This window comes from Brevundimonas sp. LF-1 (genome assembly GCF_037055305.1).
Lineage (GTDB): Bacteria > Pseudomonadota > Alphaproteobacteria > Caulobacterales > Caulobacteraceae > Brevundimonas > Brevundimonas sanguinis.
Genome location: NZ_CP146349.1, coordinates 1,067,501 through 1,079,742, shown reverse-complemented (window position 1 = coordinate 1,079,742; position 12,242 = coordinate 1,067,501). Strand labels below are relative to the sequence as shown.

Genomic DNA, 12,242 nt, shown 5'->3' with positions numbered 1-12,242 from the left:
GGCGGGGCTGTACGCTACGGCCCGGCCTCGCCCCTTCGCCGCGCCATCGGCGCCCTCGGAATCTCAGCCGAAGCGCTCGATCTTAAGAGCCTCGGTCCAGGCAGGCGCGGGCCGGCCCAGCGCCATCTGCTCGATGATCTCCGCCGTTCGCGCCGCCGTCGTGAGGCCCAGATGCTGGTGACCGAAGGCGTAGTGCACCTGAGGGTGAGCGCTCAGCCGGCCGATGGCGGGCAGATAGTCCGGCAGGGTCGGCCGGGGGCCGCACCACCGGTCAGGCTCGGCCGAGAAGGCCACGCCCAGATCGCGCAGATGCGCCTCGATGCTGCGCCACTTGCGCGGATCGGGCCGGGCAGACGGGGCGCCGAACTCCACGTGGCTGGAGGCGCGCAGGCCCCCGTCGAAACGGGCGACCGCCAGGGCGCGGTCCTCGAACACGGTCAGAGGCAGGTCGTCGGGCCAGTCATGCTGGGCCGACTGCACCGAATAGCCCCGCTCGCCGATCAGAGGCGCGCGCACGCCCAAGGGCGCCGTGAGCGGCGCCATCAGACGCTCCGACCATGCACCCGCCGCCACGACGATACGATCGGCGTCGATCGCTGTTCCGTCCGACAGGGCGACCTCGGCGGCGTCGGCCACGGGCCGGATGGCGGCGGCATCGGCGTGGACCGTCTGCCCGCCTTTGGCGGCGAAGGCGGCCAATAGGGCGTCGCGCACCGCCTGCGGCTCGCTGACCTGACCCGTGCCGGTGAACCGGATTCCGCCCGCTGGACGCTGACGCAGGACGGCGTCATAGGCGGCGAGTTCCTCGGCCTCCATCACGCGGAAGCGCGCCCCGCCGGTGCGCGCGGCGCCCCAGCCGGCCAGCCCGCGCCGGGCCGCATCGGGCGTGGACCAGACCACCGAATGGCCCGTCGCCCGGATCAGGCTCTCGGGCGCCTGGGCCAGAGCGGCCAGACGCATCCAGGCGCCGACCGGATCGTCCAGCAGATGCGCCAGAACCTCGGCCCCGTGAGCGACCGCCGCCGGTCGAGACGCGGCCAGGAACCGCAGCGCCCAGGGTCCCCACAGCGACGCATCGCGCGCTCGAAAATCGAGCGGCCCGCCAAAAGCGAACAGCCGCCCCACGGCGCCCTTGAGGGTCGCAGGCGAGGGCATGGGCTCGCATTGCTCGGCGGCGATGTGGCCGATGTTGCCGAAGGAGGCGCCGCGTCGCGAGTCGCCCCGGTCGATCAGCGTCGTCTCAAAACCGGCCGCCTGAAGGCGAAGCGCCGTCGCCGCCCCCACCAGCCCCCGCCGACGACGGCCCAGCGCCGGGCTGTCGTCATGCCGCCGCGTCCTCTCCGAACGGGTCGTCCAGACTATGCGACGGCTCGGTGAACCAGACCGGCCCGGCCTCGGTCATGTAGAAATGGTCTTCGAGGCGCACGCCATACCGGCCGGGAATGACCAGCATCGGCTCGTTCGAGAAGCACATGCCGGGCGCCAGCGGCGTAACATCGCTGCGCACCAGATTGGGCGCTTCGTGAATGTCCAGACCGATGCCGTGGCCGGTGCGGTGCGGCAGGCCCGGCAGGCGGTAGTCGGGACCGTAGCCGAGACTGGTCAGATAGTCGCGCGCGGCGGCGTCCACGGCGGCGCAGGGGCGCCCAGGGCCGCGGCGGCGAAGGCGCGGGCCTGCGCTTCCTTCTCATGCGCCCAGACGCGGCGGAAGTCCTCCGTCGGCTGGCCGAAGACATAGGTGCGGGTGATGTCCGAGTGATAACCGTCCACCAGGGTCCCGGTGTCGATCAGCACCACATCATCCGCCGCCAGGGCGCGGTCGCCCTCGCCCCCGTGCGGCAGGCAGGTGTCGTCGTCGAAGGAGACCAGGCAGAACCAGGACCCGCCCTCGCCGCCAAGGGCGCGATGTTCGGCGTCGATGAAGGCCTTGACCTCGGAGGTGAGGACGCCCGCTTTCAGCCAGTGGCGGGTGCGGCGCTGGACCTCCAGAGTGATGGCCTTGGCGCGGGTCAGAAGGGCGATCTCGGCCGCCGATTTGATGCTGCGCTGGGCGACGATGAGCGGGCCGCCGTCCGTGACGCGCTCGGCCCCCAGAACGCGGCTGAGGCCAAGCCAGATGAAGGCCGCCGCCTGATCGTCGATCGCCAGCACGCCGCCCTCGGGAAGGCTGGCCGCCGCCAGGGCATAGGGGCTTTCTTCCTCTTCCCAGGTTAGGATGTCGCCCGCGACAGCCCCCGCCGTCAGCCCAGCCACCTTGTCCAGCTCAAACCGGGGACAGATGTACTGGACCCGGCCGTCGGCATGGATCAGCGCGCCGGTCAGCCGCTCGGACGGATGCCAGTCCAGTCCCGTATAATAACGCAGCGACGCCGTAGGTCCGACCAGCAGGGCCGCCAGCCCATCGGCTCTCAATCGCGCGGCCAGGGCGGCGACGCGGTCCTGTCGTTCCGCGACGGTGATGGGCGGGGCGCTGGGCGGAAGAAAGGTCATGGCTCGAATGTATATTGTATCTGATTTCTAGTCATGTTTTCTTTCATTCCTCGGATCGCTCGTAAAGGGCGGCGAGGACCTCGGGGAGGGAAACATCATGATTATAGCCGTTCTGTTGACGGCGCTGGCGCTGCTGGCCGCCTTTTACGCCGTCCAACTGGTCCGCACCGCCAAGGCGCGCGGAGCGTTGAAACCCAAGGCGGAAGGCATAGCCATAGGCGCGGTCGCCAACTTCTTCGATGCGCTGGGCATCGGCTCCTTTGCGCCGACCACGGCCTGGCTGCGGTTCCGCAAACTGGTGCCCGACAGCTTTCTTCCGGCGGTGCTGAACGCCGGTCACTGCCTGCCGACGGTCATGCAGGGGCTGGTCTTCATGAAGCTGATCCAGGTCGATCCGGTGCTGCTGATCGCCTGTATCGGCGCCTCCATCCTGGGGGCGGTCATCGGCGCGCCCATCGTGCTGCGTCTGCCGGTGCGCGCGGTTCAGATCGTGGTCGGCGCGGCCCTGCTGATCGCCGCCGCCCTTTACGCCATGACCAATCTGAACCTGATGCCTGCGGGCGGAGAGGCGGTCGCCCTGGAGGGCAACCTGTTCCTGATCGCCGTCCTGGCCCATGTGCTGATGGGCGCCCTGATGAGCTTCGGCATCGGCCTTTATGCGCCTTCGCTGATCATGCTCAGCCTGATGGGCATGAACCCCACGGCGGCCTTCCCGATCATGATGGGCGCCTGCGCCTTCCTGATGCCGGTGTCGAGCCTGCGTTTCATCAAGAGCCAGCGCATCGATCTGCGGCTGGTGCTGGGGATGGCCATCGGGGGGATACCCGCCGTGCTGCTGGCCGCCTTCGTCATCACCTCCCTGCCGCTGACGGTCCTGCGCTGGGGCGTGGTGGTGGTGGTGCTCTACGCGGCCGTCAATCTGTTGATGACCGCCCTGAAGGCCCGTCAGCAGCCCGTCCCGGCCGAACAGGGCTGAGGCTGCGCCGGGCAAGGTTGTCGATCAGCCTTGCCCGTCGCCCTGCGCGAACTCCTCGCGCAGGTCGGACAAGGTGTGCTGCAGGTGGTCGGCCACCAGACGGCGCACCTTATCGGCGTCGCGGGCCAGCCAGGCCTGAAGGATGTCCTGGTGCTCGGCTTCGGCCGTCAGATGGCGCCCCTTGTGCTCAAGATGCTTGCGCACATAGCGGTCGGCCATGACGTGGAGGCGGGTGGTGATTTCCGCGGTCAGGGCGCGCTTGCCCGGCTGCACCAGAGCCATGTGGAAGGCGCGGTTCAGAGGGCCGACCGTCGGCATCCCCCAGCCGCCGCCGCATTCAATTGCGCCAGCACCTGCAGAGCCTCGTCCTGCCGGGCCTCATCCGCGACGAGGCAGGCCTCGGCCGCCGCGTCCGGCTCCAGCTTGAGGCGAAGTTCGAAGATCTCCTCCACCTCGGCCGCGCTCATGCCGCGCGCGAAAAGCCCCGGTTGGGGTGCGACACCACAAGTCCGTCCTGCTCCAGCCGCACAAGCGCTTCGCGCAGGGGAATCTTTGAGACGTTCAGGTCGGCCGCCAGGGCGTCCTGCCGGATCGGCACGTCAGGCGCGATCGCCCCCGACAGGATCATGTCGCGCACGACCTCCATCAGGCGGTCGGACAGGGTGCGGACTTCAAACGGAGATGCGGCCATGCGGTTCATCGAGTCGAAAAAGGCTGGGCCGGTCGCCCGGCCCAGCCATAACGTGCGCCGTGCGCAATTACGACGGCCAGTCGCTCAGACGACCTGGAAGCCGGCCCAGAAGGGATCCGTGCGGTCGATCCAGATGGTGTTGAAGCCTGTGGCGACCGCCGAACCCTCGATCGAGGGCACGATGGCCTTGTGGTCGCCCACGGTCGTTTCAGCTTCGACCCGGCCGATGAACCGGCTGCAGATGTAGCTTTCGTGGACGAAGGCGTCGCCGACCTTCAGCCGTCCCTTGGCGTGCAGATGGGCCAGCCGCGCCGAGGTGCCGGTGCCGCAGGGGCTGCGGTCGATGGCCTTGTCGCCATAGAAGACGGCGTTGCGGCCGTCGGCGCCCTCGCCCTTCGGCTTGTCGGCCCACAGCACGTGGCTGACGCCGTTGATCGAAGGCTCGTCCGGGTGCACCGGATGGAAGGCCGCCCGCACCCGTTCGCGCACCAGACCGCTCAGTTCGATGATGCGGCTGGCGCCCAGGTCGTCCAGGCCGGTGTAGGCGCCCTGCGGTTCGACGATGGCGTAGTAGTTGCCGCCGTAAGACACATCGACGCTGAGCGGGCCGAGGCCCGGCACGTCGATCTCGATGCCTTGCGCCGCCAGATAGGCCGGCACGTTGCGGATGCGCACCGAGGTCACCTTATCGCCCTCAGTCTCATAGGCGATGTCCAGAACGCCCGCAGGGACCTCGATCTTCAGCCGGCCCGGCGTGCGCGGCCGGATCAGGCCATGCTCCAGCCCGAAGGTGATCATGCCGATCGTCCCGTGGCCGCACATGGGCAGGCAGCCGCTGGTCTCGATGAACAGGATGCCCGCGTCCGCATCCGGCAGGGTCGGCGGATACAGGAAGCCTCCGCTCATCATGTCGTGGCCGCGCGGCTCGAAACACAAGGAGGTGCGGATCCAGTCGTAGCGGCTCAGGAAGTCGAGCCGCCGCTCGGCCATGCTGGCCCCTGACAACAGGGCGCGCCGCCGGCGACCAGGCGAACCGGGTTGCCGGCGGTATGACCGTCGATGCAGAAAAAGACGTCGCGCATCTGGGCTCCCGATCAGGTGATCTTGGTGGCCTTGCCCGAGCCGATCGGGCGCGTTTCCGCCGCCTTTTCGACCATGGCGATGACCTCGGCGCGGCGGGCGCCGGCCAGCGGCATGCGCGGCATGCGGACCCGTTCGTGACCGCGACCCATGATCATCTCGGACAGTTTGATCGACTGGACCAGATCCGCAACCGAATCCAGGTGAAGCAGCGGCATGAACCAGCGATAGATCTCAAGGGCGCGGGCGATGTCGCCGACCTGAACCGCCTTGACCAGGGCCACCGACTCTTCGGGGAAGGCGTTGGTCAGGCCCGAGACCCAGCCCTTGGCGCCCAGGATCATGCCTTCCAGCGCCACGTCGTCCAGGCCGACCATGACCGAGTAGCGGTCGCCCAGCTCGTTGAAGATGTCGGTGATGCGGCGCGAGTCCGGGGCGCTTTCCTTCAGGGCGACGATGTTCGGCACGTCCGACAGGCGGCGCAGGTCGTCGTTGTTCAGCGTCTGACGATACATCAGCGGGTTGTTGTACAGCATGTTGGGCAGGCCGCTGGCGGCCGCCACGGCGCGGAAGTGCGCCTCGAGCTCCGCCGGCGTCGGCACATAGACCATGGCCGGCAGCACCATCAGGGCGTCCACCCCGATGTCTTCGGCGTCCTTGGCGTAGGCCTCGGCCCGCGCCGTGGTCAGTTCGCTGACCCCGGTGATGATCGGCACCCGGCCGTCCACGACCTCGACCGCCGCCTTCAGGACAGCGCGCTTTTCTTCAGGCTCCAGCGAGTTGTTCTCGCCCACGGTGCCCATGACGATGATGGCGTCGACGCCATCACGGATCAGGCCGTCCAGAACCTTTTGGGTGGAGTCGAAATCGACCCCCAGGGTCTCATTGAACTGCGTGGTGGCCGCCGGAATCACCCCGGTCCAATCCAACTTCATTCCCGCCATGTGCTGCTCCCTCCCGAGCTTGCTTATTTCGTATACAGTATATGATTAAGCCGGAAGCGGTGACCGATCAAGGCCCTGGAAGACCTTTAAAAATCCGCTCTCACGCCTGCTGGTCGGCTTGGCCGCCTCGGGTCAGAACCCAAGGGCCATGATCTGGTCGTACAGGACTTTGGGGGTGCGCACGCCGTTGGCCAGGCTGCGCGCGCGGGCCTCGTACCGGCGCTGCGACGGCAGGCGCGCGCCCTGGTCGGCGAAGGCCGCGAACAGGGCCTCGGCCCGCGCCGCGTTGGCTTCGGGATCTCCGCCGCCCATCAGGTCCGGATCAAACGCCAGGATCAGTTCGCCATGCATGGGCGCCGCCCTGGCGCCGTCGTCGAAGGCCATCGATTCGCGGCTGGTCAGGTCGCCGATCAACGGGCCCGCCATCAGCTCGATCATGGTCGACAGGGCCGAGCCCTTGTGCCCGCCGAAGGTCAGCATGGCGCCGTCCAAAGCCGCGCGCGCATCGGTCGTCGGCCGCCCCTCGGCGTCGACGCCCCAGCCCTCGGGGATCGACTTGCCGGCGATGTCGTGCAGCGCCATGTCGCCGCGCGCGATGGCGCTGGTGGCGAAGTCGAAGACATAGGGGTGCGGCCCCGGACGCGGCCAGCCGAAGGCGATCGGATTGGTGCCCAGAAGGCCGCGCTTGCCGCCCGCGGGCGCCACCCACGAATGGCTGGGGGTCATGGCCAGGGCCGCCACGCCCATGCCGGTCAGGTGTTCGATCTCGGGCCACAGGGCCGAGAAATGGAAGCAGTTGTTGATGACCAGCGCCGCCACCCCGACCTCCTTGGCCTTCTGCGCCAACAGCGGGGCGGCGCGTTCAAAGGCCAGCAGGGAATAGGCGTAACGGGCGTCGGCGCGCACCAGGGCGGGCGAGGCGTCGGTGATGACCGGCTCGGCGTCCAGCGACATCTTGCCCGAGCGGATCGTCATCACACAGCCGGGGAGACGATAAAGCCCGTGCGAGGCGCACTCGTCCCGCTCGCCCGCCGTGATGGCCCGCGCCACCGCCTCGGCGTGCGGAACCGACAGCCCCGCCCCCGTCAGCACCCGTCGCGATAGGGCGAACACCTCGTCAATCGACAAGGCGACCGTTTCCTGGGCCTCAAACACGCTCATATCGCTCTCCCGCAGCACAATCGTATACGATATGGGCGCGGGCAAAAACTTCAAGCCCGTTTGGCGTCCGTTCTCTTAAGCGCGTGCCTGGCGACGGCTAGGTCAGCCAGAAAACGCCTTCGTTCCTCGGCGCGCAACGCCGGATCGGGCAGGCGCAGCAGGTAGGACGGGTGCACCGTCAGCAGCACCCGCGCGCCGTCCTCGGTCGTGAGCACGCGGCCGCGTTCGGCCTGGACGGCGGGCTTTCTCCCCAGCACCGCCAGCCCCGCCGTCGCGCCCAGAGCCAGGATCAGCTCCGGCCTGACAAGGCGCCGTTCATGATCCAGCCACCAGCGGCAGACCTGTACCTCCCCCGCATTGGGCGTCTTGTGCAGCCGACGCTTGCCGCGCGGCTCATGCTTGAAATGCTTGACCGCATTGGTGAGGTAGAGCTCGCCGCGATCAAGTCCCGCCTCTTGGAACGCCGCATCCAGAAGACGCCCGGCGGGGCCGACGAAGGGCCGACCGGCCAGGTCCTCCTGATCGCCCGGCTGTTCTCCCACGACCATCAAGGCCGCACGCTTCGGTCCCTCCCCGCAAACGCCCTGGGTGGCGTCGCGCCACAGCGGACAGCGGCGGCAGCCCTGAACGCCGCGCGCCAGCTCGTCCAGACTGTCGGGGACCAGATCATCCGTCGCCGCGCGATCCACCGACGGCGCGCGAACGCGCTGGAACCGGTCATTGGGCGTGGGCGCGGGCTGGTTCACCATGGCCTCCGTGCGAACCGACGCGGCGGCGGTGAGTTCCGGGATCAACGCCGCCTCGGGCAGGTTCTTCCAGTAACGCTTGGGCATTTCCGACCGCATCGCCTGAGGCCGCAGCCGCGCCGGATTGAAGGTCGAGGCGTAGTAGGTGCGCCAGAAATCCTCCACCGCGTCCTCGGCGGGCGCCTGGGACTGATCGGCGGGCGGGCCGAAGGTCAGAAGCGTTCCGTCCCAGTGCGCCGCCCCGTCCGGCGTCAGGATCGACCACCGCATGGCGCTGTACCGGCGCGCGAAGAAGGGCGCCGTCGCCTGCAGCACCCGATGGGCGGGCTCGAACCACGCGACCCAGCGCTCGCCCGCCTCGTCTTGCGCCTGTCGAAAGCGCACGAAGGCCTTCATCTTGTGGGCGGCGCGGCGCACCGCCTTCACCCGATCCGCCGCCTCGGCCACGTCCCGGTCGGACAGGACGGCCATCAGGTTCGGCTGATCCTTCAGCCGCCACAGCAGGCGATACATCAGGTCGAAGCGATCCTCGGACCGATGCTGGATCAGTTGCGCCGCCGTTTCCAAGAACGCGCGCGGCGCGGTGAAAGCGCCTTCGACCTCAGGCAGGGTGCCGCCCTCGTCGAACAGGCCGCCCCCAGTCGCGCCCACGGCGAACTTCACCCGGCCCGGCTCGATGTCGGCCAGCCGCAGCCGCCGCGCCGCCTTGCGCCAGCCGTCGAAATCCAACGGATCGGCCAGGACCGCCGTGCGCATCAGAACAGGCTCAACTGCTCGGGCTTGCGCTGCGGCGCCAGGCGCGCGCGCAGGTCGGCCGCGTCCGTCAGACCGCCGGGCGTCCAATCCAGCGCCGTGATCCACGGCCGCACCGCCTCGATCGACCGCGTCAGCCGACCCACATCCTCCAGCCGCAAAGTGCGATGCCGCCGCACGGACAGGATGCGGTCCACCGCCTTCACCCCCAGGCCCGGCACTCGCAGCAGGGTTTCGCGCGCCGCCCGGTTCACGTCGACAGGGAAGGCTTCGCGGCGCCGCAGCGCCCAGGCCAGCTTGGGATCGACGGCCAGATCCAGCATGCCCTCGTCGGTCCCCTCCCCGATCTCGGGCGCAGTGAAGCCGTAGAAACGCATCAGCCAGTCGGCCTGATAGAGCCTGTGTTCACGCATCAGCGGCGGCTTGGTCGGGGGCAGCAGGCTCGAGCCGTCGGGAATGGGGCTGAAGGCCGAATAATAGACCCGGCGCAAGCCATAGCCGCCGTAAAGGGCGGCGCTGCGGGCCATGATCTCCGTGTCCGGCGCGCCGTCGGCGCCGACGATCAACTGGGTCGATTGACCGGCCGGGGCGAAGGCGGGCGGGCGCTTACGGTCCCGCTTTTCCGGCTTGGCCTCTTCCAGCTTCAGCCGCACCTGCCCCATCGCCTTGCGGATCGTCCGCGCGTCCTTCTCGGGGGCTAGACGGCCCAGGGCCTCGTCGCGTGGCAGCTCGATATTGGCGGACAGTCGGTCGGCATAGAGGCCCGCCAGCTCCACCAGCCGCGCGTCCGCCTCTGGGATCAGCTTCAGGTGGATATAGCCGCGAAAGTAATGATCCTCGCGCAGGCGCCGCGCGACCTCGACCAGCTGTTCCATCGTATAGTCGCCGTTGCGGATCACGCCGGACGACAGGAACAACCCTTCGATGTAGTTGCGCTTGTAGAAGGCCAAGGTCAGGTCGACGACCTCCTGCACCGTGAAGCGCGCCCGCTCGACATTCGACGACACCCGGTTGATGCAATAGGCGCAGTCGTAAATGCAGAAGTTGGTCAGCAGAATCTTCAACAGGCTGACGCACCGACCGTCGGGCGTATAGGCGTGACAAATGCCCATGCCCTCCGTCGAGCCGATCCCGCGCCCGCCAAGGGAGTTGCGCTTCGTGGTGCCGGACGAGGCGCAAGAGGCGTCGTATTTGGCGGCGTCCGCCAGAACCGCCAGCTTTCGTCGAAGATCGATCTGAGCCATGAGTTCATGATATGTTCCACATCAGATCAGGTCCAGCGTCACCGCAGCGCTTTTTTGGTCGAGCGCAAGACTCGTCGCAGCGCCGCCTCGCCAAGGAAAAGCGCCGCCTTGTCACAGGTGATTGAAAAAGTTTGGCCCCGCTCTGACTGACCGGCTTCGCCCGACGAGCCGTCGAACGCGGCAGGGCCCAAAGCTCGCTTGGCCGACCTCAGAGCCGAAATCGATCCAACCGCGGCCGTCAGAACTCAATCCGTCGCCACGCGGTCTCCGTGCAACACCGTCGCAGCGATCGCCTCCATGCCCGTCGCCAGAACGAATGATGCCACAGCGCCAGGAATGGTCGTTCTGCACTGCTAAACCAAGCCGACGTCCCACCGACGCCCAGATAGCCCTGCGGCGTTGCCCTGTGATCGAGCCTGTCGGGTCGAGAGAGGGCATGGATCAGCAAAAACCCCCGGAGCATCAGCTTCGGGGGCTTTTGTATTTGGGTGCGGGAGCAGGATTTGAACCTGCGACCTTCAGGTTATGAGCCTGACGAGCTACCGGGCTGCTCCATCCCGCGGCAAGGCGGTGAGTAAAGGAAGAAGGGTTCGAGATATCATTCATGTGTGTCGGGTAGACCCGGCGGCGACCTACTCTCCCGCGCCTTAAGACGAAGTACCATCGGCTCTGGAGGGCTTAACGACCGAGTTCGGAATGGGATCGGGTGGGGAACCTCCGACAGAGCCACCAGGTCAACCCGACACACACGAATGAAATGAGAAGATATCGTTTTTTGTTTTCGACAAGTAAAAATCGAATGAGTTTTGCTGAGAAACGATCAAGCCGATCGGATTATTAGTACCAGTAAGCTTCACACGTCACCGCGCTTCCACACCTGGCCTATCAACGTGGTAGTCTTCCACGATCCTCAGCGAAGCCTTGTTTTGAGGTTAGTTTCCCGCTTAGATGCTTTCAGCGGTTATCTATTCCATACTTAGCTACCCTGCTGCGCGGCTGGCGCCACGACAGGTCCACCAGAGGTATGTCCATCCCGGTCCTCTCGTACTAGGGACAGATCCTCTCAAGCTTCGAACACCCACGGCAGATAGGGACCAAACTGTCTCACGACGTTCTGAACCCAGCTCACGTACCACTTTAAACGGCGAACAGCCGTACCCTTGGGACCTGCTCCAGCCCCAGGATGTGATGAGCCGACATCGAGGTGCCAAACTTTGCCGTCGATATGGACTCTTGGGCAAAATCAGCCTGTTATCCCTAGAGTACCTTTTATCCGTTGAGCGATGGCCCTTCCACGCGGGACCACCGGATCACTATGGCCGACTTTCGTCTCTGCTCGACTTGTCAGTCTCGCAGTCAGGCTAGCTTATGCCATTGCACTCGACGACCGATTTCCGACCGGTCTGAGCTAACCATCGCGCGCCTCCGTTACACTTTGGGAGGCGACCGCCCCAGTCAAACTACCCACCACGCCATGTCCCGGGACCGGATAACGGCCCTCGGTTAGACGTCAACGACAGTAAGGGTGGTATTTCAAGGATGGCTCCACCAGAGCTGGCGCCCCGGCTTCATAGCCTCCCACCTATCCTACACATACGGTCGCTAACGCCAAGGCGAAGCTATAGTAAAGGTTCATAGGGTCTTTCCGTCTGACCGCGGGAACCCCGCATCTTCACGGGGAATTCAATTTCACTGAGCCTGTGCTGGAGACAGTGGGGAAGTCGTTACGCCATTCGTGCAGGTCGGAACTTACCCGACAAGGAATTTCGCTACCTTAGGACCGTTATAGTTACGGCCGCCGTTTACCTGGGCTTCAGTTCGGAGCTTTCACTCCTCCCTTTAACCTTCAGGCACCGGGCAGGCGTCAGACCCTATACGTCGCATTGATGCTTCGCAGAGCCCTATGTTTTTGCTAAACAGTCGCTACCCCCTGGCTTGTGCCACTCAGTCCTGGTTGCCCAGGGTGAGTCACGCTTATTCCGAAGTTACGCGTGCAATTTGCCGAGTTCCTTCAGCACAGTTCTCTCAAGCGCCTTGGTATGCTCTACCTGACCACCTGTGTCGGTTTCGGGTACGGTCTCTGCTGGAGTTATTTCCAGGGACGACGCCACCGCCGGGAACAATCCAATAAGCCCCGACGACTTATGCCATCCGTCA

At 66.4% G+C, this 12,242-nt stretch carries 10 protein-coding genes, 1 tRNA gene, 2 rRNA genes and 1 pseudogene (1 of these 14 cut by a window edge); 1 reads left to right on the top strand and 13 read right to left on the bottom strand.

The window, feature by feature from the left end; all coding sequences use genetic code 11:
* Window positions 1-63: 63 nt before the first annotated feature.
* Both V8F63_RS05735 and V8F63_RS05730 read right to left on the bottom strand, forming a co-directional pair.
* Complete coding sequence (locus V8F63_RS05735; protein ID WP_392354755.1) at window positions 64-1,284, bottom strand: FAD-binding oxidoreductase; 1,221 nt, start codon at window positions 1,282-1,284, stop codon at window positions 64-66.
* Between the two features lie 37 nt (window positions 1,285-1,321).
* Window positions 1,322-2,490, bottom strand: a pseudogene (locus tag V8F63_RS05730) (Xaa-Pro peptidase family protein).
* A gap of 97 nt (window positions 2,491-2,587) precedes the next feature.
* Between V8F63_RS05730 and V8F63_RS05725 the strand changes: the two are divergent.
* The gene (locus V8F63_RS05725; protein WP_392354754.1) at window positions 2,588-3,466 is read left to right on the top strand and encodes a sulfite exporter TauE/SafE family protein; all 879 of its coding nucleotides are present in this window, start codon (window positions 2,588-2,590) and stop codon (window positions 3,464-3,466) included.
* A 24-nt stretch (window positions 3,467-3,490) separates the two neighbouring features.
* On the opposite strand, the gene V8F63_RS05720 is transcribed toward V8F63_RS05725, so the two are convergent.
* From V8F63_RS05720 to V8F63_RS05670, 11 genes are all read right to left on the bottom strand, one after another.
* Complete coding sequence (locus tag V8F63_RS05720) at window positions 3,491-3,784, bottom strand: FCD domain-containing protein (protein ID WP_392354753.1); 294 nt, start codon at window positions 3,782-3,784, stop codon at window positions 3,491-3,493.
* Entirely contained in the window at window positions 3,763-3,933 is a 171-nt protein-coding gene (locus V8F63_RS05715) for a hypothetical protein (RefSeq protein WP_392354752.1), read from the bottom strand. The genes V8F63_RS05720 and V8F63_RS05715 overlap by 22 nt, the downstream gene beginning before the upstream one ends.
* A complete protein-coding gene (locus tag V8F63_RS05710) occupies window positions 3,930-4,157 on the bottom strand; it encodes a GntR family transcriptional regulator (protein ID WP_392354751.1) in 228 nt (75 codons plus the stop codon). The genes V8F63_RS05715 and V8F63_RS05710 overlap by 4 nt, the downstream gene beginning before the upstream one ends.
* A gap of 84 nt (window positions 4,158-4,241) precedes the next feature.
* Window positions 4,242-5,147, bottom strand: a complete 906-nt coding sequence (locus V8F63_RS05705; protein ID WP_392354750.1) for a 4-hydroxyproline epimerase — start codon at window positions 5,145-5,147, stop codon at window positions 4,242-4,244.
* Window positions 5,148-5,251: 104 nt separating this feature from the next.
* Window positions 5,252-6,181: a dihydrodipicolinate synthase family protein gene (locus V8F63_RS05700; RefSeq protein ID WP_303705540.1), complete on the bottom strand. Its 930-nt coding sequence runs from the start codon at window positions 6,179-6,181 to the stop codon at window positions 5,252-5,254.
* Window positions 6,182-6,313: 132 nt separating this feature from the next.
* Window positions 6,314-7,342, bottom strand: a complete 1,029-nt coding sequence (locus V8F63_RS05695; RefSeq protein ID WP_392354749.1) for an Ldh family oxidoreductase — start codon at window positions 7,340-7,342, stop codon at window positions 6,314-6,316.
* A 50-nt stretch (window positions 7,343-7,392) separates the two neighbouring features.
* Window positions 7,393-8,844, bottom strand: a complete 1,452-nt coding sequence (locus tag V8F63_RS05690; protein ID WP_392354748.1) for a UdgX family uracil-DNA binding protein — start codon at window positions 8,842-8,844, stop codon at window positions 7,393-7,395.
* Window positions 8,844-10,085 carry a putative DNA modification/repair radical SAM protein gene (locus tag V8F63_RS05685; protein WP_278070216.1) on the bottom strand — a complete coding sequence of 414 codons (1,242 nt, stop codon included), beginning with the start codon at window positions 10,083-10,085 and terminating at the stop codon, window positions 8,844-8,846. The genes V8F63_RS05690 and V8F63_RS05685 overlap by 1 nt, the downstream gene beginning before the upstream one ends.
* Window positions 10,086-10,570: 485 nt before the next feature.
* Window positions 10,571-10,647: transfer RNA gene (locus V8F63_RS05680), tRNA-Met, on the bottom strand.
* A gap of 57 nt (window positions 10,648-10,704) precedes the next feature.
* A 5S ribosomal RNA gene (gene rrf / locus V8F63_RS05675) occupies window positions 10,705-10,819 on the bottom strand.
* An 82-nt stretch (window positions 10,820-10,901) separates the two neighbouring features.
* A 23S ribosomal RNA gene (locus V8F63_RS05670) occupies window positions 10,902-12,242 on the bottom strand; it runs 1,439 nt beyond the window's last position.

Bases quoted from the DNA above. Each gene is read 5' to 3' on its own strand.
- V8F63_RS05725 (WP_392354754.1), top strand. From the start codon at position 2,588: ATGATTATAGCCGTTCTGTTGACGGCGCTGGCGCTGCTGGCCGCCTTT.
- V8F63_RS05720 (WP_392354753.1), bottom strand. From the start codon at position 3,784: ATGCCGACGGTCGGCCCTCTGAACCGCGCCTTCCACATGGCTCTGGTG.
- V8F63_RS05715 (WP_392354752.1), bottom strand. From the start codon at position 3,933: ATGAGCGCGGCCGAGGTGGAGGAGATCTTCGAACTTCGCCTCAAGCTG.
- V8F63_RS05710 (WP_392354751.1), bottom strand. From the start codon at position 4,157: ATGGCCGCATCTCCGTTTGAAGTCCGCACCCTGTCCGACCGCCTGATG.
- V8F63_RS05705 (WP_392354750.1), bottom strand. From the start codon at position 5,147: ATGGCCGAGCGGCGGCTCGACTTCCTGAGCCGCTACGACTGGATCCGC.
- V8F63_RS05700 (WP_303705540.1), bottom strand. From the start codon at position 6,181: ATGGCGGGAATGAAGTTGGATTGGACCGGGGTGATTCCGGCGGCCACC.
- V8F63_RS05695 (WP_392354749.1), bottom strand. From the start codon at position 7,342: ATGAGCGTGTTTGAGGCCCAGGAAACGGTCGCCTTGTCGATTGACGAG.
- V8F63_RS05690 (WP_392354748.1), bottom strand. From the start codon at position 8,844: ATGCGCACGGCGGTCCTGGCCGATCCGTTGGATTTCGACGGCTGGCGC.
- V8F63_RS05685 (WP_278070216.1), bottom strand. From the start codon at position 10,085: ATGGCTCAGATCGATCTTCGACGAAAGCTGGCGGTTCTGGCGGACGCC.